The sequence below is a fragment of the Drouetiella sp. genome (assembly GCF_059504425.1).
The window spans coordinates 42,580-66,959 of the sequence record NZ_JCACIN010000001.1 but is presented as its reverse complement, the minus strand read 5'-3'; the positions used below and the strand labels follow the sequence as shown (position 1 = coordinate 66,959).

Sequence of the window (24,380 nt, the reverse complement as noted above, 5' to 3'; positions counted from 1 at the left end):
TAGTTAGTAGATCTAATGTGGAGTAGGTAAGATCACTGGCTTCGTTGACAGACGGATGAAAATAGTTTGCCTGTTTGTGCGTATCAACGATATTATTGAGCGTGAGAATGATCTCTTACTCAATTCGTGCAGTGGTTCTATTCTGAGGGAATAATTGTCTAAATAGTAGTCAACCCTCAACTCTAGCGTGTCTTTAATGGAGAATATAAAGCGATGAGAAATCGATCTATTGTTGCTTCTTTGCTGGCTATGGTTGTGTCTGAATTTGCGATCGCTGGCATCGTTCATGCAGCAGGTATCCCTCTACTTAACTATACTTGCCCTACGGGGATTGAAGTTCACGCTGATGAAGGGGGCTACTTTTACATCAACGGGGAAGAGGCGAAGCTTCAAAAATTCAGTGAAACTTACTACGAGGCTACCCTTCGCCGTATCACGGTCTCGGTCACTTTAAATCCCGATGGCACCACAAATATGTCTTACACAAGACGTAATGGGGCTAATGGTATTTGCACAGCTCGAACCTAACTCAACATCTGAGTCGTACTCGTTTGACCAGTACGACTCAAAAAGCTTTGAGCATTGCAAGCGTAAAATATTTTACTGATTAATCCACAAATTTACGATCGCCACTGGCTTGATGATAAAAGCGATCGTCAAGCCATTTTTACACGCAAAGATTCTACTGATTCACCTTAATTGACAAACTATAGGAAAGGATTCTGTCTATCTACCCAAATCAGGGTGTTATACGAAAACTTTCGGTATATTTGCCTTCTCTAGGGTGTTATACAGAAGCTTTCAGCCTAATAGTAGTTATGTTTCAAGCTAAATTCTAAAATAAGTGACGGAACAAAATGAGTAGATTAATAGATCTAAGCCACACAATTGAGGACGGACTAATAACCTATAAAGGTTTGCCTGCCCCAGTGATTTGCGACTATTTGAGCCGAGAAGCATCAAAAAAGATTTATGCGGAAGGGACAACCTTTCAAATTGGACTAATCGAAATGTGTTCAAATACGGGAACCTATCTAGATTCACCTTTCCATCGTTACGAAAATGGAAAAGATATCTCTGAGCTTAACCTTGAATCAATGGCAAGTTTAGTGGCTGTCAAAGTGATTGTTCCTGAAAACATTACCGCTATAAATGAAGAATATTTTCGCGATATTAATGTGTTAGGCAAGGCTGTTCTCGTTCAGACAGGTTGGTCTAGACATTGGAATACAGGGCAATATTATGAAGGACATCCTTATTTGACCGAGGATGCAGCTCGATTCTTGAAGAATAACGGAGCGAAATTAGTTGGCATTGATACTTACAATATTGATGATGTAAGTGGAAAAGAACGTCCTGTTCACTCAGTACTGCTTGGCTCAGACATTCTGATTGTTGAGCATATGTGTAACCTTGAGGCGGTGCCTAGTAGTGGCTTTAAATTCTATGCTGTACCAGTAAAAGTTAAAGGTTTCGGCACGTTTCCAGTGCGCGCATTTGCGGAAATTGCAACATAATATCGCGCTGCACCGAAACGTTTGAATATGGTTGGTTAAGTTGTAAGAGTCATCTGCGTCCGGTGAGTGCGAACGTTAGCTTCAGCAACGATTGTTGAATTCATTACCCAAAGTATCTAGCCAAGCAGATTTAACGATTAGTCATGCCTCAAATTGGTAAAACCGAAAGAATTATTAAGCTCAATGAAAGGTTTGACACTGCCGATGCGGCACCCGTGCTTTCTGCCAACGGACGGTTCTTGGCATTTGCATACGATTTGGGTAATTTAGTCCCTAATGATCCAGCAGGGGAAGGCTCAGACGTATTTTTGCTCGATTTAGTGACAAAGCAAATCCAACTCGTATCTATTTCTTCTCAAGGGGCTAACGGCGATCGCTTTGCCTTCTATGACTCTATCAGCATTTCTGGCGATGGTCGATATGTGGCCTTTGCTTCCGATGCGACAAATCTGGTGCCAAGTGATCTTAATGGAGAAACCGATGTCTTTGTGAGGGATATTCTGACGGGTACAACGACTCTGGCTTCCGTTAGTTCCAACGGTAGTCAACTCGCTGCCAATACACGGGATTTTAATCTCAGACCCGCAATTTCTGCGAACGGGCAGTTTGTGGCGTTTCAATCTGAAGCCAATAATCTTGTCTCAAATGATACTAATAATGATGATCAAGATATTTTTGTTCGAGATTTAAGGGCGGGAACAACGACTCGCGTTTCCGTTAATTCTCGCGGCGAACAGTCAAAGCCTTGGAACCGTATAGCTTCAGCCGACTCGCGATCTCCTTCAATTTCAGGCGACGGTAGATTTGTAGCATTCGAATCAAATGCTATTAATCTCGACAGCCGCGATACGGGAGCCAACAACTTTGATATCTTTGTGCATGATCGCCAAACAAGCCAAACTCAGCAAGTTTCAGTCAATTCTCAAGGGTCTGTAGCAGTCGGAGAAAGTTCTCAAGAAACTACAATTGGATTCTCAAAAACGAGTGGGTCAAGTAATGCAGTAATTTCAGCAAATGGTCGCTATGTGGTGTTTCAATCTGGTGCGACTAATCTCATCCCCAACGATAACAACGATCGGGTGGATATCTTTCGCCATGATCTACAAACGGGTGAAACAGGATTGGTTTCGGTGGGGTTGAACGGAAGTCTGGCAAATGCAGGCAGCCGTATTGGTTTTAGTCGAAATGGAGCAATTTCCAGCGATGGGCGCTATGTCGTTTTTCAATCATTAGCCAGTAATTTAGTTCCTAATGACGTTAATAACGCATTGGATGTGTTCGTTCGTGACATGGTAGCGGGCACCACTGAACGAGTGTCAGTCAACTCTAATGGACAGGAAGCAGTAGGGGGTCGTCCAGCCACCGCATCAGGCGATGGCACTATTTCTGATGACGGACGATACATCGCGTTTCTATCTCAAAGCGCGAACTTAGTTGATGATGTCTCTGCTCCCTTGGGTGTTGATATTTATCTACGCGATCGCTTAGCAACATCTGATAATCTTGACAATAACGACAACCCCAATTCTGGGAAAGCAATAGTCGGTAATGCTGGCAAAAACCGCCTAGTGGGTGGCAAAGGAGATGATTCGCTGAGTGGTTTGAACGGTAACGATCGCTTAATTGGTGGCGCTGGCAATGATTTGTTGCTTGGCGGGGCGGGTCGTGACCAATTTATCTATACGCAGCTTAGCGATCGGCAAGACCAGATTTTAGACTTTAAACCGCGCCAAGACAAAATTGTGCTAGAAGGCTTACTCGATCGCGTTGTGCGAGGCGGATATTCTGGTGGCAATGCAATTGCCAAGGGCTATGTCAAGTTTCAACACATTGGGAACGACACCCAAATTATAATTGATCGTAACGGTAGAAAACCAGGAGAGATTACGCCTCTTGCGACAGTAAATGACATATCGATTACAAAGCTAAAGCAACCCTACAACTTTATTTTTTAGTAAAAAATTGTATTAAACTAAGGAAAATATAAATATGATTAATAGCTAACGTTGCCCATGCTTTTCAACCGTCGAGAGGTTATTAGTTTGAGTTCAAGGTTATCTACGGCGAATGGTAGGCAACGTTGGATCTTCAACACAGCTTTGAGCATTGGAATTGCCAAATTTTATTACGCTTACCAGCCTTAACATTTCCGTTGCATTATACAAAGCAGTCTTCACTAGATTCTTGAATAGTTTTCCTATGCCTCTACGCCAGTTATTTGCCCTTCTGAGCTTAACAACATCTGGATTAGTTATTCAAGCACCCCTGCTGGTCGCGCAAACTCCTGTCTCAAATAATAGAGATCAATTACAACAAGAATGCATTATTCATAGTCCCGTAGATATATTTGCGGGCCGATATCTTTACTCGCCATTATTATCACTTGCTCCGCCTGATCCTAACCCTGAACCACCTCGTCAAATACCTGATAATTCATCGCCCGCTGAAGCGGAAATGCGTGAAGCAATTGATCTTAATCCTACAGACATAAATAACTATTCTCAGTTAACAAATTTCCTTGAAGACGCTGATCGACTGCCTGAAGCAATTAGTATCTATCGTCAATGGATTCAAAATGCACCTCTATCACGTTTGCCTTACATTCGCCTGGGGAGCGTACTGTTAAAACAAGGGGAAATTGATGAAGCAATCAGTACCTATCGCAGAGGACTTCAAGTTCAGTTAGGGGCTGATGAGGTTCATCTTTTTGACATTTTGTCGCCGTCGAGATTCCACATCGCAATTGGAGACTTATTGCAACTTCAAGGGAAAGAATCAGAAGCTCTAGAGAGTTATATTCAGGGTGTTGAGCAAAATTTTGCTGCCACAACTATGGGTAATGGCGTATTGGGAAATTCCCGCCCTGATGCCAGAGAATATCAACAGATGCTAGACGTACAGCAGGCAGAGCGCATCTATCGCAATCTCATCCAGGCGTTGCCTAACGTAGCGTTTGGATATTACAGATTGACCGAACTTCTAGCATCACAGAACCGCTTTGACGAGGCGATCGCTCTGTATCGAAGCTGGATTCCTCTTGCGCCGGATCCGCCGATCATCAATGATCTAAACTTTAATATCCGACCAGACCAATACTTAGCAGATCTGATACAGCGAAAGGCAACCCATCTCAGAGAAATGGGTGATTTTAATGGGGAAGTTGCGACTTACCGTACCCTTATAGAGATTCAACCAGAAGACAGTTTTAATCGTGTCTATTTGGCCAAGGTTTTAGTTGAAAAAGGCGACTTGGAGACAGCCGCGGATGAATATCGTCAATTGACTAGCGAGAATCCAAGCCGGGGTGTTTTTCACGTAGTGTTGGGCACTATACTCCATTGTCAGGGCGATACAAATGGCGCATTTTTAGCCTATACTCAGGCTGCTTCATTGAGAGAATCGGAGCTGCCTGGATATCACTTCCTAGGAAACTTAGAGGTGAAGCAGGGGAGATTAGAGGAAGCAGCTAGAGCTTATCGTAGAGTTTTAGAAATACATCATTTATCTGAATTAGGTTTGCTTTCTCCTGGAGAATTTCAGCAATATGATGAACTTTTTCAACAGCGAAGGTGGCAAGAAGCTATCTCTTTTTATCAAGAGTTAGTTGAGTCTACACATTCAAATTCAATCTCTCCTCCATCCTTCCCTTAAAACCTGAATAGGACTTACGAACTTGATGCTTAAAACTTATTGCAGGCATGGGGACGTTGCTTCAGACTATTAGCGCAAAAAATACTGTTGTCGAGCCAAGCACCAAGGAATCAACGATGACAAACAATACTCCTTACAGAACTGGTCAATGTAGATGCGGACAGGTTCAATTTGAAATCAATTCAAAACCGCTAATTACCATGGCATGTCACTGCATCGGGTGCCAGCAGATGACGGCAAGCGCTTTTAGTTTGAGCGCACTTTATCCAAGCAGCAGTTTCAAGGTAACGTTGGGTGAACCTGTCATCGGTGGACTACATGGTGCAACGCGTCATTATTTCTGTGCACACTGCATGAGCTGGCTGTTCACGCGCCCGGAAGGTATGGATGAATTCGTCAATGTCCGAGCAACTATGATGGATGATGCCCAAGCTTTTAGTCCATTTATCGAAACCTACACGGACGAAAAGCTACCATGGGCAACGACACCTGCCGTCCATAGCTTTAACAAACTTCCATTACCAGAGCATTTTCCAGCGTTGCTCTCCGAGTTTGCAAAACGACATCAATAGCAGGGCTGCATAATGTCGGAGATTCAACCAGGGCGATCGGTTATTCCTGCCAAGCCCCAGCAGCAATTGGTCGGTTGCGAGAGATGGATTAGGATACATCGAATTAAATAGTTAAGCATTGCAAATTGTATGCTATCTCTGTCTCATCACTTTCTCACAATGGCTTACAACAACGCTTGGGCAAATTATCGCTTACTCAAAGCCTGTTGTTGTCTTAATCAAGCTGATTTTGTTGCGGCAAGAACAAGTTTCTTCCCCTCAATTAAAGCTACATTGAACCATCTATTGACAGTTGACTGGTATTACGTTGACGCTTTGGAGCGAAGCATAAGAGCCGACCCGCCCAATGCTGAAGCTTGGAAATTTTTTGAGCCTGAAGAGCCATTTGATACCTGCGCTGAACTACACCAAGAACAACGAAAAACAGATGAACGCTTAATCACGTTCTGTCGGTCAATGACGGATACGCTCATGACTGAACCAGTAGGTATCCCAAGAGCTAATGGGATTCAAATAGAGCAGAGGTCACGCCTGCTTGCCCACCTCTTTCAACACCAGATTCATCACCGTGGACAAGTTCATTCAATGCTTGCAGGAACACCCATCAAACCGCCTCAGCTAGACGAGTTCTTTTGTGCTGATGAAGCAAAATTGCGAGAATCTGATTTTCGAGAGCTTGGGTTTTCTGAACAAGAAATATGGGAGTGTTGATCTTACGGGTGGGACTGTACAGCAAGGTTGCCTATCGGTCTTCAAGGTCGGGCTATACTAACGAAAAAGCATCGTAATTGGAAAACTTTTGGGATCTCTGTGACTCATCTTGATGGACTCCTTTGGACACAACAAGGCTGGCTTGCTCAAGCAAGCAGTTGGATTGATCGTGAGCTGCATCAACAAGATATCAAACGAATTGGTTCAATCAAGCAGCTTCGCGTTCGTCATTGGTCAACAATACTTCAAGTTCCTACAAGCATAGGCAGTATCTACTTCAAAGCAGTTGTATCAGATCTTGCCTACGAAGCAGCACTTACAGAGGTTCTATCGCATCGGTATCCCGACTGTATGCCACAGATTTTAGCGATCGAGAGGGAACAGGGTTGGCTGCTTATGCTTGACGGAGGGATGATGCTTCGGGACACTCTGAAAGTTGAGGATGATATTCGACATTGGGAGAATCTTTTGCCCCTCTATGCAAAAGTGCAGCAAGACTCTGCCAAATATCTCAAGGAATTTTTGGAACTGGGCGTTCCCGATCGCCGTTTAACAACTTTGCCTGCTAGATTTCAGCAACTTCTGACAGATACCGAAACGCTAGGTCTTAACCATCCCAGTGGACTCAGCTTACTTGAGTATCAATGTTTGCAGAATAAGGCTGATTTATTGGTCGAGTTATGTGAACAATTAGCGGCTTTTAGCCTACCGGAAACAATTCATCATGGAGACTTACACGATAGAAACGTCTTTGTGGGCAATGGACGGTATATGTTCTTTGACTGGGGCGACAGTAGCATCGCTCATCCTTTCTTTAGCTTGCACAGTACTTATGGCAGTTTAGAGAAAAGATTTGATCTGGGAAAAAATTCGTTCTGGTTCAAGCAGCTTAGAAAGTGCTATTTGGACGAGTGGACTGAATATGAGACAGAAGAGAGACTGGAAGAAGCGTTTGATCTAGCCCAACAACTGTCGCCTATTCTTGCAATTCTGAGGTGGCTGCCAGTTTTATCAAGTATGGATGCAGCAAATCGAAACAGATACATCGAAGCAGTTCCAGATCTGTTGAGAGAGTTTCTAAGCATGATACAAGATGAGAATAAGCTTTGATTCCAGCCCGACACTTCGCTGCACCGGGACGTATCAAGGTTATTGAGGAGAGGCAAAGGTTGTCTGCGCCCGGTAAAGCTTGGCCGCTATGCGGCTTTGGTTTTGGGTTGCGACAATTGTAACGCTTTGAAAAATTTGAGCTAAATCAAACAGCTTATACATTACTCAGACATTTACTCAAGCACGATCTCCAACAGCGCTGTGCAATAGTGTTCGTATGGCATTTCATAGGTAGTCATCCCTTCAATAAATTTAGGACTGATTTTCTGACTCGTCCTGTCCTAGAGCTTCATTTAAAGATACCGGACTGAATTCAGAATTTTACGTCGTAACTTTTATCATCATGACTCAAATACTAGATTCTCTGCCTACTCACTATCCGGATCGGGTTCTTTGTTACTACGTTAATTCTACGCATAAAATCCAGATTGTTCGGATTGTAAATATCTCTGGTTGGTACTTTGAACGCGTTGTTTTTCCAAAGCAAAGAATTATGTTTGAAGCGTTGCCAGAAGCGCAGCTAGAAGTTCATACCACGAGGCTAGGTCAGCCCATTCTGCTAGAGTATATTGCCTGCAATCGTCTACGAATTCATGAGGGAAGTAATAATTTCATTCCTTTCTTTGCGCTAGAGAGCGAGTCTGAAAATTTTGCAAAAGTTGCTGTTTTGAATTAGGTCTAATCAAACAAATTTAAGGGATTGCGGGTATTTTATATGCGTTTATCTGCATCTGATCAGCTAGAGCTAGCTTGGTGGGTAGAAATCAATACCTCGACACCTCACTGCACTTATTATTTTGGACCGTTCGATAGCCAGAAAGAAGCGCGAGTTGCCAGAGGGGGATATGTTGAAGATTTATACCAAGAACGAGCCAGAGACATTGTTGCACGGATTAGGTGGTGCCGGCCCCAATTGCTGACGATCGCGGAGCAAGACAGAGTGAGCCAGGAAGCGTAAAGCAAAAGTAAGAGCGGACAAAAATCATGAACGACTCAGCGAGTTCAAATGGAGCATGAATTATGTTGAAGCTTGGAACAACCCATCTTCTCAAAAGGTTTGCTTCTCCTCAACTGCATCTTGCTGAGTTGTACCATCCTGAACCATGTTGCCCCACCTGTAGCTTGCCGTGGAGCGGTCGCTCTGCTAGTGGTAGAGGTCGTTTCTGCTTAGTTTGCAGCACGTTCACCATTCAACATCCTGAAACTTTAGATTCCCTTGAATTAGTCCATGAGTTTAAAGACATTATGCGAGCTGCGTATCAGGAATATGAAAATCAACATAAGACCATTGGCACTGCATTTATTAAGCCAGATTTAAGAGTAATTTTCAAGAATTTTGACATTGTATCCGACTGGTAAGTATCTGACTGGCAACTTTAGTTGACTTCAACACAAAAAATAGGAGAAACATTTATGTATAGCAGAATTTTGGTGGCGATCGACGGATCTATTTTCAGTAAGCAAGCTGCTAGTCGGGCAATCATGTTCGCTCATGACAATCAGGCTCGATTGATGTTGCTGCATGTCTGTACCGATGCTGATAATATTACCGATGCTGATAACATTACTACTGAGGATGCTAACGATGAGAATAGCGTTAAACTCAGCAGTATTGACCTATTGCGCTTCTACTGCGATGTGATCAGACGTGAAGGCGTAATTGCAGATTTAAGAGCGCCCTCTGGAGATCCAGGGCAGCAGATTTGTGAGGTGGCTAAGCAATGGGATGCCGATCTGATTTTGATGGGGCATCGTGATTCTTCAACGTTAGACAAGCCAGCGCTGAACAGCGTTGGTTATTATGTGCTAGATCATGCGCCTTGCTCGTTACTCGTTATGCCAGATTCTATTAATTTGCCGATTGCTGTTGCGGTTCAAAGAGCCTCAGCTATGCTTTGAGGAGCAGCTCGATAGCGACTAACGCCCATTTGAGAAACCCATAGTTTGTTTCTGGTGCCGCCAAAGACAAACTATGGGCTTCAAGTATTGGTTTCTAACTACTGCTGAGCGTGAGTTGATGATTTTAACACAGCCTGAATAACCCACAGTTTTCAATCATGAATTAACGCGATGTGCGACTCTTTTTCTGACGTCATCTAATGGGTTGTTAGATTGAGTGATGCTGATGCGCAGGCGGAAAATGATGGGGAAAGGTTTGAGCCATGCAGCCTAAATTCTCTTGAAGTACACGCATTATTCCTGCTTCAATCCAGATTTCCATCTGGAGCTGCTGTTCTAGACAACGACGCGAGAAGTTAGGAGCGATCGATCGCCCTCCTCTACGATTGTGTAGTCCTGAAGCGTCAAAAATTCTGTCCAGCACATAGGACGCTAATTTTTGGCGTAGCTCTAAAACACCAAAAAAATTCTTGTAGGCATGGTCGGGGTAATTCTCAAAGAAGCTATCAATTTCTCGAAGCAGCGATGATGATGAAAAGTAGAGCGATTGTTCAGACATTTTTCGTATCCTGAATGGACTTTAACTTTGAGCGCGATCGCTAATCAGGTAACGCTAGCTTTCAGTGTCATAGCCAGTGTCACAGATAGAGGGTTGAAATCAGGTCTTGGTAAATGTCGAAATGTATAAGTCAGTGCATTTTTGTTTGAGTTGTTTATAAAACTTAATATCTTGAACAATTTTGACTGACGATAATGCTTCAAATTACCCGATTTGATCTTTGTTTGAGTGGATAGTGACCTCCGATCGCTCCTTCATACTTGCGATGTCAATCTCCTGCGATCGCCCGATTCTGGAGGCTTTTGGAAGAGTTTTTGGGGCAAAGTAAATGAGCAGTCACTCAGCTTTGTATATCCATCTGTGTAGCTATGTTCTTTACTAGGAAAGAGGTATAAAATCTAGATAATTAATAAAATTTAAAACTTTATTTTTATAAATGCTTATGAGGGCTTTCCCCAGTGGCAAAACGATCGCTCCAAGCTTCGCCCGCAGGGATTCAGCAAGTTAAAAAAGCGTTTGACCGCAAAGGCTGGACGCAGGAAGCTCTGTCAGAGGAGGTCAACCTTAAGACCCGTCAGCCGATCTGGCGATTTTTTACAGGTCGCCCAATCGAACGCCATACTTTTATTGAGCTTTGCTCTGTTCTAGATGTAGATTGGCGGGAAATTGCTGAAAATTCACCTGTAGACTTTCTGGATCGCCTGGATCGAACCGTCAACCAAGAGGTTAATACTCTAGTGCAGCAGGTGCGATCGCAGCGTCAGGAGAAGATTCAAGATCAGTGCGGTACCCTACAGCTTCTAGATGTCAATCGCCCCATTGCTCTGGATAATCTCTACATTGACGTTAATATCCTGGAGGAGATCGCCAGCCAAAACTGGGTAAATATTGAAAACTTACAGGATATTGGATCAGAGGAATTTGACCGATACGGTTTGGGAGAGTCCACGCAAGAACAAATCTTGGGCGTAACCGCAGTCGAAACCTATTCTAGAGTCAGGGTATTGGGCAAACCCGGTTCTGGGAAGACCACTTTTTTGCAGTATCTCGCCCTCCAATGCAATCAAGGCGAATGGGAAAGCGATCGAGTGCCAGTCTTCATCACCTTGCGAGACTTTGAGGCAGAGTTTGAAGAACTGCAAACATTCAGCTTGCTCAACTATATCTGCCAAGAATTTCTTGTTTCTGGCGTTGACAATTTCTCTGTAGCTGAAACGCTGCTTCATCATGGCAAAATCTTGCTGCTGCTCGATGGAATGGATGAAGTTTCTAATCAGAACAACAGCACCATTCTCAAAGAAATTCGCAAATTCTCGGAAAAATATCATAGAAACATTTTTGTGGCGACTTGCAGAACCGCAAACGAAAAATTTAGGCTCAATCGCTTTACCGACGTTGAAATTGCTCCCTTTACTCAAGAGCAGATCACATCTTTTGCCCAAAAGTGGTTTGTTGCCTTCGCAAACACCTCTGCGAAGAATGGACTGCTGCAATCGACTGAGTTTATTCAAAAGCTCAATTTGCCGGAAAACGCTCAGTTTCGTCGGCTCACCGTCACGCCTCTCTTTCTCCACCTTGCCTGCTGGGTATTCCATCGCCAGAATAAATTTCCCACGAAGCGGGCTGAATTCTATAAGCAATGTCTAGATATTCTCTTGACAAAGTGGGACGAAACCAGAGGCATTGAGCGAGACGAAATTTATCAAGGACTTCTATTGCCTCAGAAGCTAAAGCTAATGAGTCAGGTGGCGGCTGCAACCTTTGAACAAGGCGCATATTTCTTTGAGAAACGTACCGTCGAGCAATATATCGGCGGTTTTATCCAAGATTTGCCCAATGCTCCTACCGATCCCGAAGAATTACAGCTCGACAGCGAAGGCGTGCTAAAGGCGATCGAGGTGCAGCATGGGCTGCTCACAGAGCGGTTTCGGGGAATTTTCTCTTTCTCCTACCTGGCGTTTCAAGAATATTTCACGGCTCGAAAAATAGTCGCCAGCCACAATCTACAGACCCTAGAGCAGTCTCTAGAACGTTTGGTTAGCCACATTACCGAACCGCGCTGGCGGGAAGTTTTTTTGCTGACGGTCGCTATGTTGCGAAGCGCAGATTCTCTAGTGCAGCTCATGAAGCAACACATTGATGCCTTGGTGACTCAAGATCCCTACCTTCAGGAGTTTCTCACCTGGGCAAGCCAAAAATCTAGGGCTGCTCCTGTGCCGCCTGCTGCCAAACGAGCCTTTTATCTGGCTTTAGCCCGGACTCCCCACCTTGCGCCTCACTTTGCCTTGGCTGTCACCCTCGATCAAGGGATTTTGCTGGATGCTGCGCTTGATGACTTGGTGGTATCCTGTGCGCTCAATCTCAGCAGCGATTTTGCCCATGCCCATGCCTGTGCCGATGCCCTCAGAAATGCCTTGGTAATTGTTTTAGATTCGGGGCTACACCAATCTCTCCAACAGCTCAAAGACCAGTTCCCTAATGCCACTCAGGATGCAGAAAGCTTTCAAAACTGGTGGCAAAACAATCATCTTGTTTGGACAGCGCAGTTGCGGGAGGCGATCGCCGGACATCAAGATCTCAAGCACCACTGGGAGTTTAGCCCTCAGCAGCAGCTGGCTCTCCAGCGCTACTATGATGCCAATCAGCTCTTGATCGATTGCCTCAACAGCAATTGCGAAGTCACAGCTGCTGTGCGACAAGAGATTGAGTCGGCGCTGTTGCTGCCTCGAAAGGAGCTGGAAGAGCGCGAGTGGGAGTGAATTAGGAGTCAGGAGTCGGGAGTCGGGAGTCAGGAGTCAGGAGTCAAGAATTAGGAAAATGGTTATTCCGTTACTCCTCGACGGTAAGCCGTCCAACCCGCCAAAGCGGTTGGGTCATCTGCCGCCTTCCATTGCAGTAGCACGACTCCATCCTGGAAATCCACCACGCCATAGCGCCGCGTTTGGAGCTGATCGATCGCCTCAGCAGCTTCCTTCAGACTTTTGCGATAGTCTGCAAAGGCGGGCTGATATTGCTGGAGATACCAGAGATCGGCGATCGCGTACTCGACCCGCTGCGTTTTTTGGCGATCGTTCTGCAACCGCTGCATGGGGAAGCGCAGCACCTCCCGCCGACTAGAAACATGCGCCACGATATGATCGGTTGCCGTGACGCTGGCATCGGCTGGAATCTGGGCAAGGAGCGATCGAATTGCCTGACTATGCTGCCACTGGCGCGGGGGCGACACATACACCCAGGGCTGAAACGAGTCTGGAATCGCAAAAGAGAGGACGCGATTGGGGTTTGAGGTGATCGTGAAAAACAGCGACAGAATGATGCAGCCGATCCAGAGCCGCCGAAAGCGCGATCGCCAAAACTGCGGATGTGCCTGCCACCAGAGAATTGCCCCATAAAATAGTCCCGGCACCAGCGTCATGGCGTAGCGCAAGTGCAGCGACAGCGCCGTAATATCTTCGCGCTGAATCAAGACTTTGAGCATGGGGAAACCCGCCAGCAGCCAAGCGCTCGGCGAAATCACCGGAATAAACATCAGCGGCACCCATTGCCCCAAGAGATAGCGGAAGGTGCGATCGAAAGGCATCACCACCTCTACTAACAGCCGTCCGGGATTGCTGAGAATCCCACGAATCACATCTAGCGTACTTGCCTGATCGCTGTTTACAAACTGCCCAAACTGCTCAATCATGAAGCGCTTTGAGACATCCTGAGAAAACAGCGGCATGACCAAATTCGTCACTGCCAGCATATAGCCCAAGCTCAACACACATAAGCCAATGCCAATCCGAGGGGCGCGCCGACTGACCGCTAGGAAGAAACCAATGCCAAACAGCACCACGCCGCTATCTTCTCGCACCAGCAAAGTCAGAATGGCTAGAACACCCACCAGCCACCCTCTGCGTTTCTCCAGCGCCAGCAGTAGCCCAAAGAGATAAAGCGGCATCTGGCAAATATCGTGGAAGTTGGCAAGCGTGGGGCTAATGACGGCGATCGCTCCATAGAAGCTGACTGCCATCAGCGCCGACAGGTCGGGCGGGTGATAGTGACGCGCCAAGGCATATAGCACAAGCCCTGCTGCCGTCACCAGCGTCACTTGCAGCACCGACAGCCCAGCCGCCGAAGGAAACAGCGCATACCAGGGCAGCCACAGCAGCAGCGCAGGCGTGAAATGCTGTCCCAGTCTGCGATAGGCAACGTTGGGCAACTCGCCCTGCATGACGCTACTCGATTCGGTAGACGAGAGCGAACTCTCAAACCAGCGTCCGTGCAAATTATTCCAAAAAACCTGGTTAAAGATACCCTGATCAAACGACACGTAGGTGGGGTAAAAGTTGAAATAGCGCTGTAAAACCAGCACCACGCAGATCACCCAAAATGCGATCGCCACCGCCATCACAAGCCTGAGCTGTGGGCTAGATTGCAGTTGTTTCTGCCCCATCATGATGCTACGTCAGTTCTACGATCGCCTCTTTTCCTACGATATGGCTTCAAATTCAACATTTTCGTAGAGGTCTGAAATCTGAAGTTCAAACTCAAAGGTACTAAAAGATAGCATAGTGGTCGGATCATCGTATTCAGAGAAGAGCCATTGATGAGCCGCCGTTTTAACGTAATGCTCAACGTGAACGCTGTACTGATCAATCAGCAGATATTCTTTAAGGCTGGCGATCGTCCGGTAAGCCACAAACTTTTCGCCGCGGTCATAATTTTGCGTCGATTTAGATAATACTTCAGCTATTAAGCAGGGATTGATCACAGTATCCTTGAGCCCTGGCTGAAGCTGAAGCGGCTTTTCCGCAACCATGACATCAGGGTAAGTATGGATGTTGCGATCGGGAATGCAAAGCCGCTGATCAGCGTAAAAAGTCCGGTAATTTTTTCCCTTGAGAGCAAGCTTTAAAAAAACGTAGAGGTTGCCAGCAATATCATTGTGGTTAGGTGTTCCTCCCGTCATCGGAACAACTTCTCCATCACGGTACTCATTGCGAGTTTCAGACGCAATCTCCTGTTCAAAATATTCTTCGTCTGTGTACTTTTTCTCAAGTTGGGAAACCATGTTCAGTCAGCTCTAATGACTTGTCTAAGGATCTCAGATTGATTAACCTACAACAGTTTTTTGGAAGTGTCGCGCCCCGCGCGACACTTCCAAAAAACTGTTGGGTTTTATTTTGTACACAATCCTAGCGACTCGCCATGCTCATGTACCAGCTTCAAGCCCCTCTCTCGCTTCGGGAGAGGGGTTGAAATGAGGGATAGTTTATTGAGTTAACCAGCCCTGCGTAGATGCCCTATTTGAGGATGCCAAAATAGAAGGCTGCAACCACAAAGTTGATCGCTAGAAGAACCAGTGCCCATCCGGTACGGAAGGTATAGGGTGGCTTGCTGGGTGGCTTGGAGGTCATCGACTTGGAGGTCATAAACAATTTCTCCTCTGATTAAAGATAAATAGCTGAAAGCTTCAAGAGTATTATCGAGCAATCGGGAACCCAAAAATCTTTTGAAGCAGCAAAACTTAGCAAGGGCATCAATTCTACTGAACTACGATCCATAGCATTATCCATCACCGCTTCATTCAACACCCCTCTTAGGAGAGAAATTTCTGCTTTATTCCTGCCCCGCATGGTAGGAACTGCGCACCAGTGGAGCCGATCGCACATGACTAAACCCCATCTCACGGGCAATTTGTCCTAGCCGATCGAATTCTTCAGGAGTCCAATATTTCTGGACGGGCAGATGATCGAGTGAGGGGCGCATATATTGTCCTAGCGTGAGGCGATCGCACCCCACCCCTCTCAAATCTCCGAGAGCCTCTAGGACTTCTGCCTCCGTTTCACCATGCCCCAGCATCAGCCCTGATTTGGTGGGAATCGTTGGGTCAAGGTCTTTGACCGTCTGGAGAACCCGGAGCGATCGGTCATATTTTGCCCCTCGTCGCACCGGATTTTGCAGCCGCCGCACGGTTTCTATATTGTGGTTATAGCAAGCTGGAGCCGCTGCCACCACGGTGGCAATTCGCTGTCTCTGCCTCTCTTCACCACTCAAGCCTTCACTGCTCAAACCACCCCAAAAATCGGGGGTTAGCACTTCAATTTGCGTCTGAGGGTTAGCCTGTCGAATTGCAGTCATGACCACCACAAACCAGCCTGAACCCTGATCAGGCAAATCATCTCGCGCTACTGAAGTCAGTACCACATAGCGCAGTCCCAAAAGACTCACTGCCTCTGCGACCTTTTGGGGTTCTTCTGGGTCTAGCGGCATTGGCGCATGACCTTTATCGACCTGGCAAAAGGCGCAGCTCCGAGTACAGACAGCCCCCATTAGCAAAAACGTGGCGGTCTTCTGGGCATAGCACTCGCCGCGATTGGGACAGCGCCCTTCTTCACAAATGGTGTGAATCTGCCGCTGCTTGATAATTTGCTGCACGGTCGAGATCTCGCTAGCTTTGCCAAGTGGACGACGCAGCCACGGAGGTAAGGTTGCTAAGGGCGATTCTCTAATACTTGATTCCCGCAGACCGTGGGCTGGATTCAGTTCAACCATAGATTCAAGATTTTTTTAGAGCGCGGTAGGATGGTGGGCAGTTCAGGGAATAGTTAAAGATATGCGAATCAAGATAGCATTCAAATTAGCTATCATCGGTTAGGCGATTTCAGCCGCTCTCAGTTTTCATCTATCACCTCCACAGGAGTTCGTCGTGGCAAGTCACAAAATCCTGGTTATTGACGACAGCAGAGTTATCCGCAACATGGTAAGAGACATGCTGCCCAAGGGTAATTTCCAGGTTCTAGAAGCCAAAGATGGCGTTGAAGGACTTGACTGCATTCGACAAGAGCGCCCTAACCTGATCATGCTAGATTTTTTGCTGCCTCGCATGAGCGGTTGGGAAGTTTTTCAGCAAATTCAGACGAGTCCTGAGCTGCAATCCATTCCGCTGGTGCTGATGTCTGGGCGGCGAGAGGAAGTTACTGAAAAAATTTCTGAACCTTTCGAGTATTTTGAATTTATCGAGAAGCCTTTTGAGCAAAAAGAGCTGATCGAGGCGATCAAGGCGGCAATGACAAAAGCTCGGCTACCTCGCCAGCGACCTGTTTCGGCAGCACAAGCTCCTGCCGTCAGTGCCGAATCGGGGGCAGAAATGGCGGCTCTCAAGCAAAAGGTCGAAACGATGCAGGGAGAAATCGATCTGCTGAAGAAGCAAATGACGCAGCTTCTGACTTTCATTCGGCAAAAGCTGAAATAGAGTTCTTTTCAAAAAAGTAAGCTCAACGTCCCAGGATTCTGCAATCTAAAATCGCAAATCCAAAATCCAAAATTGTCCTACCAGCCCCAGCTTCCGGCAATGCCCTTAAAGGGACCGACGATGTCGCTGGTGATCCAGCCGCCGTAAAAGTCGCCCGGTTGAGAGGTCACTTGCTCGCCGTCAATGTAGCAAGCCTCCATGCGGCTGGGGTAAAACGCCACGTAGTCCTTGAGGTCTGCAAACTCTGGCGTGGGGCTAGTGTAAAACCAGGCGGCGTTCTCGGCTGTGCGATCGCCCACCTGCACCGTGTAGTAGCTTGCCTGTCCCTTCCATTCACAAAAGCTGGTGCGAGCCGTCTGCACAAGATACTCTTGCCGAATATCTTCTGGCGGAATGTAGTAGGTGGGTGGATGACTGGTTTCCAGCACCCGTTTAGCGCGATCGGTGTCTGCTAACACGACTCCGTTAAACAAAATCTGAATATGCTTTGTGGAATTTTCCAGCCGGGGCGGACGGGGATAGTCCCACACAGACTCTTGACCGGGCTGAGGGATGATGCGATCGCTGCTCATAATGCTGTCACTCTAACTTGCTTAAGTCTTCTCTATCTTCGCCCATCCCGCAGTAACGCGGCTGATGCGGCTGGCAATGAGGGAGACGGCTCAGGCGACTGCAAAACATTGATTTTTTGGTTTAGCTCTCGCGTGCGGCGAGACAGCAATCGAATAATATTCACCGCAATGCCGGGAGTTTCCTCGATCGCCTCATAAAGCTGCTGCTGGGTCAACATCAGGCAGTCACAGGATTCTAGCGTCGTCACCGAAGCCGATCGGGGTTCGGTATCAAAAACTGCCATCTCCCCAAAGCAGGTGCCCGCCTTAAGCACCGCTAAATCGCGATCGCCGATATGTACCCGCACTGTGCCTGACACGAGAATATAGAGCGATCGCCCCACCTCACCCTGAGTAAAAATGGTGTGTTTGGCTGGAAATGACAGATCCTCCATGATGGAGGCAAGTCTCATCAAAAAGTCGTAGCGTAATTCCTGAAAAATCGGAACTTTGCGGACGAAGAGCAGGCGATCGATACTGCTAGGCATACAGGGTTACAGACAGGATTAAGGCTGAAGAGAACTTAATTTTTACGCAGAAACCGATCGCTGTAAAGGCTGACCTCGCCCAAATTCTGCCATCATTTCTTTGACTTGGGCAGCCACCAGCGGGTCGGGATCATCTTTGAGCAGAGGCAGCAGATTTTGCAGCGTTGCCGGGGAGACCACCTTCAGGTACGCCAACACCGCTTCTCGGACAAATCCAGTCGGGTCGCGGAGGCAGACTAAAATCTGCTCAGGTGCAAGGCTCCAACGCGATCGCCGTGCCAAGTGAAAGCAGCAGGCTAGCGCCCAATCGGACAAGAAATGGCGCAGTTCTACTAAATAGCGCAGACGTTTGCTCGGCGACATGGATTTGTAGGGCAAAAAGTCAGCCAAGTTTTGCAGTTTTTCAGAGTCAACCTGGCGATCGAGAATGCCTAGTAATGCCTGCTTATTAGGAATATCTAGCGTATTGTCCAAAATTTCCAGACCTCTGGCAATGCTCTCCCGCGACTCAGACAGCAAATTAAAGGCTGCTGCCTGGATCGTATTAGAGTCATAGAGGAAGCGCATCAAAAGAAACAGTCTCTCGACTCCATCTGCCTCCGAATCCCGCAGGGCGCGCCGTAGCAGCTCTGACTCTTCACCTACGACCAGGTCTGGATCGAGATCCAGTAAACTCGCATAAATATGGGCAAGAAACTGTAGCTCTTGATTAATCATCGTTTCAATGCCGCTACGACCCAGACTATCTAGCACGGCCTCAACGCCAATATCTTGCGGTAGCCGCAGCAAGGTGCGCAAGAGAATAAAGCGGTTCCAGCCCCAGGAGGTCGTCAGCCGCGTCACTAAAATTTCTAGAGCCTGGGGTGTACCAATTTGTCCGATCGTCATCCAGGCATGGCTACGCACTACCTCAGGTTTGTGGATATTTTCAGCTAGATCGAGCAACAGCGGCACCACTTCGCTCTCTAGCCGTACCAGAGCGTGTTTAGCAGACTCGCGCGTCGATTTGTAATGCAGCCCTCGCAGCAAGGCTGGATAGTATTCTTCAGAATGAGTAGCGGCGATCGCCTCCAGCATGGCACACCTCACCCGGAGCGATTCGTCTTGCAGTAGCGGCTCAATGTAAAGCCGCAGAGACTGCATATAGTCCGCCTCGCCCAAGGCGCGACAGCCCATCATTCGCTCCTGCTCCTGCTTGTGAGTCAGCATACGGCGTAGAGTATCCGTGGCTTCTGCTTTTTGCTGAGGATCGCCCTGACGCAGCATCAGTGAAGCAACGGTGCCCCGTACCGTAGGGCTAACAGTCGGCTTTAGGTAGGGGCGAAGTTGGCTCGTGTCAGGGTTGGCATCGGTCAGCCAAATGTAGCGGAGTGCCAGCGCCAAAACCTCCGGGGGCAGAGATTGCTGAATGAGCGATCGCACCTGCTCCAGATAGGCAGGATTGGGAAACTTCAGCATTACTTCCAGGCTTTGGTGCTGTCGAGCGGGTGAGAGCTTGGGCAACAGCGGAGCCAGGATCTCTGCGGCATTCTTGGGATCGGTTTGGGTCAGTAGTTCAATATAGGATGTTTTCTCTTCTTCAGAGGCTCCAGGACGATTGAGCACTTCCGCGACGCTACGCCGCAGCCCTGGCAAATCTACATCTGATACAGTGCTGAGCTGCCCGCGCTCGGCGCTTAAAACCAGCACATCAATATACTTGCGCTGTAACAGCAGGACGGTGAGCAGCCAGAGGGAGGCAAAGGCGATTGTGTAGACCAGAAACGCCAGACTTTGAATATGCTGACTGGCTTGCGCATTGCCAAGAAACCGCTGCAACAGCTCGATCGTCACCAGCATACCCGCGCCAGTCAGTCCGGCTGAAAGCGGCTCCGCAATCCCTCGAACGACCGACTGAGCACGGCTTCGCAAGGAGGCAGGAATCGGCTGAAACAAAACGGGACTAATGCTGGCAACCAGCGTGTAGCGCAGTAGCTCATCTACAAACTTCAGGACAAGCACCCCAACAAATAGACCAATTGCACCGCTGAGGGTCAACAGACTCAGCCCAGCAATCAGCACAGGTGAAGCCATGATTACAAACACGCCTTTCCAGGCAATGATGCGCCCTGAAAGAAACCACTGCATTGCCAGCTCAAACGAACCCAGAATGGCGCTGAAGAGAGCTAGAAAGTCTGCAATCTTTTCCACGCTGGTATCTGGGCGCTGCTGAAGCTGGCTAAGATACTGAAAATCTAGCAAGAGCGCCAGAACTTGCAGCATGACGAAAAAAGCAAACACCAGCCCAAAATATTGTCGTAGAGGTCCTCTCAGCCGTCGGGTAGCAAAATCAGAGGCTTTGTCCTGAGATCGCCGCCGTGAGGAATCGGGAAAAAACTGACGATATTTCTGCGTCAGGTAATACAAGATTGCTGCCCCTGCAAATAGCATCAGGCAGGCTAACAGAATCACGTTGGGTAGCCCTATCCAAGCGCGTAGAAAGGGCAGCGACAAGCCGCTAACGACATCGGCTGCCAAAATACCGCTGCTAATTAAAGGATAGGTGCGACGGATCTCCCGAATCGTGAATAGCTGATTGGCAGTAATTGAGGTGTTGAGTTCATTAATGACATAGATGGCTTCTAGCCAAAGCCGCATCAGAAAAACGGTGTATCCGCCTAGCAACGCCGGATTGAGTCCCAGACGAACCAGCAACAGCGGTGCGGCAATTAGCCCTGCGGTTAGCACTAGCACGCGATGGAGCGGCAAAATCCGCTGCATCCAGGAATAGATGAACCCTAATCCAGTGCCGATCGCCGCACTAGCAATATAAATCCAGGGCAAGGACTCTGCCCCATATTCTCCCAAAAATAGGGCAGCAATACTGACTTCTAGCCAGAGAATACCCACCGAACTCAGCGTGTAGAACGCGAACATCAAAAACGTCCGCTCGCTCTCTTCAGGGCGAAGATTCAGCCAGCGGAGCCAGCTTCCTCCATTCACCTGACGGGTATTCCGGTCTCGAATGACAGTTGCTGTAATGGGTACTTCGCTCGTTTGTCTCATGCAGCACTACTGTTCTGATTGCCCTGATGGATTTTGTCTGACATGGATTTTGCCTGACGATAGAGCGATCGCCGCCTCGTCAATCGCTACCATATAAGCATGGTCTGAGAGTTCTGGCACTATTTTGGCTGCTGCACAGCTAGTCAAGCCATATCGCTCAAGCCTTAGAACTTACCAGAACTAAGTTTAGACTGCCCAAATTTGCTCGCTGAGGCATTAAGTCTCAGCAAAGCTTCATACTCGATTTCTGGATGTAACTGGATGTAAAAAGCCTAGGCCGCTTTGAGAAACGCTCTAGGCTCTACAAGTTATGGCAACCGCCAAGACGGTTGGAACGGGAAAAGTTAGGGTGGGGCGCTTCGCGCCCCACCCTAACTTTCCTAAGCAAACTGGCGATAGCTACATCTGAAGTGCTGAACGATCGCTACACTTTTTTGGGTGAAAGCATCATCATCATGTTGCGTCCTTCACGCTTGGGAGCTTGCTGCAACTCAGCAAACTCTTGCAAATCAGTCGCCATGCGGGTCAGCAGCTCTTCAGCCAAATCGCTATGCTGAATCTCCCGACCCCGGAACATGATCGTGGCCTTCACTTTATCTCCAGCTTTGAGAAAGCGTTCAGCTTGGTCAACTCGCACCTGGTAGTCGTGGGCTTCAATCTTGTAGCGCATTTTGACTTCTTTCACGTCAGAAGTATGCTGCTTTTTGCGGGCTTCCCGTGCCTTCTTCTCTTGCTCAAACTTGAACTTGCCATAGTCCATGATCCGACAAACAGGGGGGTCTGCCTTATCGCTGACCAGCACTAAGTCTAGTTCTTTCTCTTCTGCCATCCTTTGGGCTTCCCGAGGAGTCAGAATTCCTAATTGGCTGCCGTCTGTATCAATTACCCGAATTTTGGGAAAGCGTATCCGCTCATTGATAGCTGGTAAGTCGCGATTGGGTTTGATCAGGGTGTTGTTGTTCAAGGTTCCTTTATCGAGAGTGAGGGTTGAGATGGATGGTGAAGTAGGGCTATTGCTTGACGAGAACTGGATCTTAAAAGAGGCGATCGCCCCCAGAAGCCTCAGTCAGGCAATAGGCTCAAAAAGCAGTTTGTGAAAAACGGTCTGAGAACAATAAAGCTAAGTCAGGACTTTGATCGAAATCTCTACTTCTATGGTAAGTCCCACTTGTAAAAGTGGAACTATTTCGTTACATGGTGATATCTTAATTGCCCTCACCCTAGATGTGTCTAGAGTAAATCTAATGATTTTTAAGATTTGTAGCCAGACAATCGCTACTTCATGGCTCAACAATCGCTCATAGAGAGGATTTCGGCAATGTCAGCATTTAGGAACTTCGATCAATAGGGCGAGAGAGCTATGGGATACAAATTGAACGGTTGGAATAGTCTAGTAGACCTGTTTTTGAAGGCTGAATGTCCGCTTTGCCAGCGTCCTGCTTCTACAGCATCAAGCCAAGACTGCCTTTGTCAAGACTGCGAACGACAGCTCTATCGATGCCGCCTGCCCCAGCCTAGCAAATTTTGGCAGCCGCCGCTGCCTGTGTTGGCATGGGGTGAGTATGGTGGAACACTCAAGCGATCGCTAGCGGCTCTAAAGTACCATAATCAGCCTCAGGTAGCGCGGTTGTTGGGTCGCTATCTGGCTGAGGCTTGGCTGGACTCCCCCGCGATCGCCCGTTCCTTACAGCCGCTCGTTGTCGTTCCCATTCCGCTCCATGCTAGCAAACAGAAACAGCGGGGCTATAATCAGGCAGAGCTAATTACAAGAGCTTTCTGCGATCGTTCCAGACTGCCCATGGCGCATGGGTTAAGGCGCGATCGGGCAACCGAGGCTCAGTTTGGTTTAACTCCAGAAGCGCGACAGCAAAACCTAGCGGATGCGTTCTGCGTTGATCAACGCTTCAGCAAGCGTGAGCTTTCCAGAACAGAAACTTCCAGAACAGTGCTGCTGGTAGATGACATCTACACCACTGGAACAACGGCGCGATCGGCAGTTCAGGTTTTGCGGCAGAGCGGTATTTCAGTGGGCGGCATCTTGGCGGTTGCTAAAGCTGTGCAGAATGTCTAGCTTTCTGAAACCTCTAGAAAATTAACGTCGTCTGCCCGAACTACGCGATCGAGAGCTGCCAAAACCGCGATTTGACCTCGTTTGAGGGCGAGGAGAATTCGATCGGCGCAAGTCCGTTGAGCCATAGCCTGAGCCAGTGGGTCGGCTGACTTGAGGACGCTTGACGCTGGGAGAAGCTGAGGTGCGAGAGGGCGATCGCAACTGTCCAGTAGTTCTCAGCTGCTGATTGCGAACGGCTACAGGGGGCGCACTATATCGACTCTGATAGTTGCTCGCCGCCTGACCATAGGTTCGACCATAGCCACCATAGCCCGTGAGCGCGACTCCAGGCTGATAGACTGGCGGAAAATAATAGTGGGGCGTGAACAAGAGACTGCCGATCGCCTGACCTGCCAAAGCACCTGCAAAAGGTGTCCAAAAGCTCGGCTCTTGGCGAACTACGACAACTTCCTGTTGACCACTCTGCGGATTAACCTGAGTTTCAGTCACGTTATGAATGTATTCAATCCGGAAATCTTCAGTCAGGTGCATAACAGGCTGTCCCTTGTCTACTTTGAGGTAGCTCTTTTGACCCGCCTTGATCTCTTCATCTGTCAGACGTGCCATCTGCAAACTTTCTAGTTGCAGCGTGGACTGACCGGGCGCTGCGTTGAGCAACATTAGCGTGTATCCGCCGTTGATGTCGTCGTAGGAGGCTTGCTGCACAGGATAGGTGCCATCGGCAATTTGAACCTTGGCAACCTGGTTAGAGTCTACTTTTCCAGATGGGTCTACCTGAGGCGATCGCGTTGTTGACCCCCCTATTGAATCACCTGACGATGGGCCGCCACAGGCAACTGTGGTCAATACCAACGTCAGCATCATGGAAAAAATTAGAAATTTGCGAAACATAGTTAAAACAATAGTGAA

24 protein-coding genes are annotated in these 24,380 nt (G+C 47.7%); 14 read left to right on the top strand and 10 right to left on the bottom strand.

What is annotated here, in order from left to right:
* Positions 1-213: 213 nt before the first annotated feature.
* The 11 genes from AC5JMP_RS00305 to AC5JMP_RS00255 all read left to right on the top strand — a co-directional run bounded on the left by AC5JMP_RS00305 (position 214) and on the right by AC5JMP_RS00255 (position 9,460).
* Positions 214-528 (top strand): hypothetical protein, encoded by a 315-nt coding sequence (locus AC5JMP_RS00305; RefSeq protein WP_495849417.1) that lies wholly within the window; start codon positions 214-216, stop codon positions 526-528.
* A gap of 329 nt (positions 529-857) precedes the next feature.
* The gene (locus AC5JMP_RS00300; RefSeq protein ID WP_495849416.1) at positions 858-1,517 is read left to right on the top strand and encodes a cyclase family protein; all 660 of its coding nucleotides are present in this window, start codon (positions 858-860) and stop codon (positions 1,515-1,517) included.
* Between the two features lie 143 nt (positions 1,518-1,660).
* Entirely contained in the window at positions 1,661-3,472 is a 1,812-nt protein-coding gene (locus AC5JMP_RS00295; RefSeq protein WP_495849415.1) for a calcium-binding protein, read from the top strand.
* 229 nt (positions 3,473-3,701) lie between these two features.
* On the top strand, positions 3,702-5,168 hold the full coding sequence (locus AC5JMP_RS00290; protein ID WP_495849414.1) for a tetratricopeptide repeat protein: 1,467 nt from the start codon (positions 3,702-3,704) through the stop codon (positions 5,166-5,168).
* A 116-nt stretch (positions 5,169-5,284) separates the two neighbouring features.
* Positions 5,285-5,740, top strand: coding sequence for a GFA family protein (locus tag AC5JMP_RS00285; RefSeq protein ID WP_495849413.1), 456 nt, complete (start codon positions 5,285-5,287; stop codon positions 5,738-5,740).
* A 129-nt stretch (positions 5,741-5,869) separates the two neighbouring features.
* Positions 5,870-6,451 carry a DinB family protein gene (locus tag AC5JMP_RS00280; protein WP_495849412.1) on the top strand — a complete coding sequence of 194 codons (582 nt, stop codon included), beginning with the start codon at positions 5,870-5,872 and terminating at the stop codon, positions 6,449-6,451.
* Between the two features lie 99 nt (positions 6,452-6,550).
* Positions 6,551-7,561, top strand: coding sequence for a phosphotransferase (locus tag AC5JMP_RS00275; RefSeq protein ID WP_495849411.1), 1,011 nt, complete (start codon positions 6,551-6,553; stop codon positions 7,559-7,561).
* A 343-nt stretch (positions 7,562-7,904) separates the two neighbouring features.
* The gene (locus AC5JMP_RS00270) at positions 7,905-8,237 is read left to right on the top strand and encodes a DUF1830 domain-containing protein (protein ID WP_495849410.1); all 333 of its coding nucleotides are present in this window, start codon (positions 7,905-7,907) and stop codon (positions 8,235-8,237) included.
* A 39-nt stretch (positions 8,238-8,276) separates the two neighbouring features.
* Positions 8,277-8,519, top strand: coding sequence for a DUF1816 domain-containing protein (locus AC5JMP_RS00265; protein ID WP_495849409.1), 243 nt, complete (start codon positions 8,277-8,279; stop codon positions 8,517-8,519).
* Between the two features lie 62 nt (positions 8,520-8,581).
* Complete coding sequence (locus tag AC5JMP_RS00260) at positions 8,582-8,920, top strand: hypothetical protein (protein WP_495849408.1); 339 nt, start codon at positions 8,582-8,584, stop codon at positions 8,918-8,920.
* Positions 8,921-8,974: 54 nt separating this feature from the next.
* Positions 8,975-9,460, top strand: coding sequence for a universal stress protein (locus tag AC5JMP_RS00255; protein WP_495849407.1), 486 nt, complete (start codon positions 8,975-8,977; stop codon positions 9,458-9,460).
* Between the two features lie 208 nt (positions 9,461-9,668).
* Here the strand turns inward: AC5JMP_RS00255 and AC5JMP_RS00250 are convergent, their stop codons facing one another.
* Positions 9,669-10,019, bottom strand: coding sequence for a hypothetical protein (locus AC5JMP_RS00250; RefSeq protein WP_495849406.1), 351 nt, complete (start codon positions 10,017-10,019; stop codon positions 9,669-9,671).
* Between the two features lie 458 nt (positions 10,020-10,477).
* Between AC5JMP_RS00250 and AC5JMP_RS00245 the strand changes: the two genes are divergently transcribed.
* Positions 10,478-12,778 (top strand): NACHT domain-containing protein, encoded by a 2,301-nt coding sequence (locus AC5JMP_RS00245; protein ID WP_495849405.1) that lies wholly within the window; start codon positions 10,478-10,480, stop codon positions 12,776-12,778.
* A gap of 62 nt (positions 12,779-12,840) precedes the next feature.
* Here the strand turns inward: AC5JMP_RS00245 and AC5JMP_RS00240 are convergent, their stop codons facing one another.
* The 4 genes from AC5JMP_RS00240 to lipA all read right to left on the bottom strand — a co-directional run bounded on the left by AC5JMP_RS00240 (position 12,841) and on the right by lipA (position 16,556).
* Entirely contained in the window at positions 12,841-14,457 is a 1,617-nt protein-coding gene (locus AC5JMP_RS00240) for a DUF2079 domain-containing protein (protein ID WP_495849404.1), read from the bottom strand.
* Between the two features lie 33 nt (positions 14,458-14,490).
* Positions 14,491-15,072: a Uma2 family endonuclease gene (locus AC5JMP_RS00235; RefSeq protein ID WP_495849403.1), complete on the bottom strand. Its 582-nt coding sequence runs from the start codon at positions 15,070-15,072 to the stop codon at positions 14,491-14,493.
* A gap of 232 nt (positions 15,073-15,304) precedes the next feature.
* A complete protein-coding gene (psaX, locus tag AC5JMP_RS00230) occupies positions 15,305-15,433 on the bottom strand; it encodes a photosystem I protein PsaX (RefSeq protein ID WP_495849402.1) in 129 nt (42 codons plus the stop codon).
* Between the two features lie 187 nt (positions 15,434-15,620).
* Complete coding sequence (lipA, locus tag AC5JMP_RS00225) at positions 15,621-16,556, bottom strand: lipoyl synthase (protein ID WP_495849401.1); 936 nt, start codon at positions 16,554-16,556, stop codon at positions 15,621-15,623.
* Between the two features lie 154 nt (positions 16,557-16,710).
* On the opposite strand from lipA, the gene AC5JMP_RS00220 reads away from it, so the two are divergent.
* Entirely contained in the window at positions 16,711-17,256 is a 546-nt protein-coding gene (locus AC5JMP_RS00220; protein WP_495849400.1) for a response regulator, read from the top strand.
* Between the two features lie 77 nt (positions 17,257-17,333).
* Here AC5JMP_RS00220 and AC5JMP_RS00215 read toward each other — a convergent pair whose 3' ends face one another.
* The 4 genes from AC5JMP_RS00215 to infC all read right to left on the bottom strand — a co-directional run bounded on the left by AC5JMP_RS00215 (position 17,334) and on the right by infC (position 22,349).
* Positions 17,334-17,828 (bottom strand): DUF427 domain-containing protein, encoded by a 495-nt coding sequence (locus AC5JMP_RS00215; RefSeq protein WP_495849399.1) that lies wholly within the window; start codon positions 17,826-17,828, stop codon positions 17,334-17,336.
* A gap of 32 nt (positions 17,829-17,860) precedes the next feature.
* The gene (locus AC5JMP_RS00210) at positions 17,861-18,355 is read right to left on the bottom strand and encodes a Crp/Fnr family transcriptional regulator (RefSeq protein ID WP_495849398.1); all 495 of its coding nucleotides are present in this window, start codon (positions 18,353-18,355) and stop codon (positions 17,861-17,863) included.
* Positions 18,356-18,397: 42 nt separating this feature from the next.
* Entirely contained in the window at positions 18,398-21,400 is a 3,003-nt protein-coding gene (locus AC5JMP_RS00205; RefSeq protein ID WP_495849397.1) for an MFS transporter, read from the bottom strand.
* 424 nt (positions 21,401-21,824) lie between these two features.
* On the bottom strand, positions 21,825-22,349 hold the full coding sequence (gene infC / locus AC5JMP_RS00200; RefSeq protein ID WP_495849440.1) for a translation initiation factor IF-3: 525 nt from the start codon (positions 22,347-22,349) through the stop codon (positions 21,825-21,827).
* A gap of 411 nt (positions 22,350-22,760) precedes the next feature.
* On the opposite strand from infC, the gene AC5JMP_RS00195 reads away from it, so the two are divergent.
* Complete coding sequence (locus AC5JMP_RS00195; protein ID WP_495849396.1) at positions 22,761-23,471, top strand: ComF family protein; 711 nt, start codon at positions 22,761-22,763, stop codon at positions 23,469-23,471.
* 21 nt (positions 23,472-23,492) lie between these two features.
* Here the strand turns inward: AC5JMP_RS00195 and AC5JMP_RS00190 are convergent, their stop codons facing one another.
* Positions 23,493-24,362, bottom strand: a complete 870-nt coding sequence (locus tag AC5JMP_RS00190) for a hypothetical protein (RefSeq protein WP_495849395.1) — start codon at positions 24,360-24,362, stop codon at positions 23,493-23,495.
* Positions 24,363-24,380: the final 18 nt, after the last annotated feature.

What these genes read in the sequence shown, in the direction of transcription:
- AC5JMP_RS00215 (WP_495849399.1), bottom strand. Translation starts at nt 17,828, where the DNA reads ATGAGCAGCGATCGCATCATCCCTCAGCCCGGTCAAGAGTCTGTGTGG.
- AC5JMP_RS00260 (WP_495849408.1), top strand. Translation starts at nt 8,582, where the DNA reads ATGTTGAAGCTTGGAACAACCCATCTTCTCAAAAGGTTTGCTTCTCCT.
- AC5JMP_RS00240 (WP_495849404.1), bottom strand. Translation starts at nt 14,457, where the DNA reads ATGATGGGGCAGAAACAACTGCAATCTAGCCCACAGCTCAGGCTTGTG.
- AC5JMP_RS00190 (WP_495849395.1), bottom strand. Translation starts at nt 24,362, where the DNA reads ATGTTTCGCAAATTTCTAATTTTTTCCATGATGCTGACGTTGGTATTG.
- AC5JMP_RS00210 (WP_495849398.1), bottom strand. Translation starts at nt 18,355, where the DNA reads ATGCCTAGCAGTATCGATCGCCTGCTCTTCGTCCGCAAAGTTCCGATT.
- AC5JMP_RS00195 (WP_495849396.1), top strand. Translation starts at nt 22,761, where the DNA reads ATGGGATACAAATTGAACGGTTGGAATAGTCTAGTAGACCTGTTTTTG.
- AC5JMP_RS00300 (WP_495849416.1), top strand. Translation starts at nt 858, where the DNA reads ATGAGTAGATTAATAGATCTAAGCCACACAATTGAGGACGGACTAATA.
- AC5JMP_RS00305 (WP_495849417.1), top strand. Translation starts at nt 214, where the DNA reads ATGAGAAATCGATCTATTGTTGCTTCTTTGCTGGCTATGGTTGTGTCT.
- psaX (WP_495849402.1), bottom strand. Translation starts at nt 15,433, where the DNA reads ATGACCTCCAAGTCGATGACCTCCAAGCCACCCAGCAAGCCACCCTAT.
- AC5JMP_RS00205 (WP_495849397.1), bottom strand. Translation starts at nt 21,400, where the DNA reads ATGAGACAAACGAGCGAAGTACCCATTACAGCAACTGTCATTCGAGAC.
- AC5JMP_RS00295 (WP_495849415.1), top strand. Translation starts at nt 1,661, where the DNA reads ATGCCTCAAATTGGTAAAACCGAAAGAATTATTAAGCTCAATGAAAGG.
- AC5JMP_RS00235 (WP_495849403.1), bottom strand. Translation starts at nt 15,072, where the DNA reads ATGGTTTCCCAACTTGAGAAAAAGTACACAGACGAAGAATATTTTGAA.
- AC5JMP_RS00255 (WP_495849407.1), top strand. Translation starts at nt 8,975, where the DNA reads ATGTATAGCAGAATTTTGGTGGCGATCGACGGATCTATTTTCAGTAAG.
- AC5JMP_RS00250 (WP_495849406.1), bottom strand. Translation starts at nt 10,019, where the DNA reads ATGTCTGAACAATCGCTCTACTTTTCATCATCATCGCTGCTTCGAGAA.
- AC5JMP_RS00265 (WP_495849409.1), top strand. Translation starts at nt 8,277, where the DNA reads ATGCGTTTATCTGCATCTGATCAGCTAGAGCTAGCTTGGTGGGTAGAA.
- AC5JMP_RS00285 (WP_495849413.1), top strand. Translation starts at nt 5,285, where the DNA reads ATGACAAACAATACTCCTTACAGAACTGGTCAATGTAGATGCGGACAG.
- lipA (WP_495849401.1), bottom strand. Translation starts at nt 16,556, where the DNA reads ATGGTTGAACTGAATCCAGCCCACGGTCTGCGGGAATCAAGTATTAGA.
- AC5JMP_RS00280 (WP_495849412.1), top strand. Translation starts at nt 5,870, where the DNA reads ATGCTATCTCTGTCTCATCACTTTCTCACAATGGCTTACAACAACGCT.
- AC5JMP_RS00270 (WP_495849410.1), top strand. Translation starts at nt 7,905, where the DNA reads ATGACTCAAATACTAGATTCTCTGCCTACTCACTATCCGGATCGGGTT.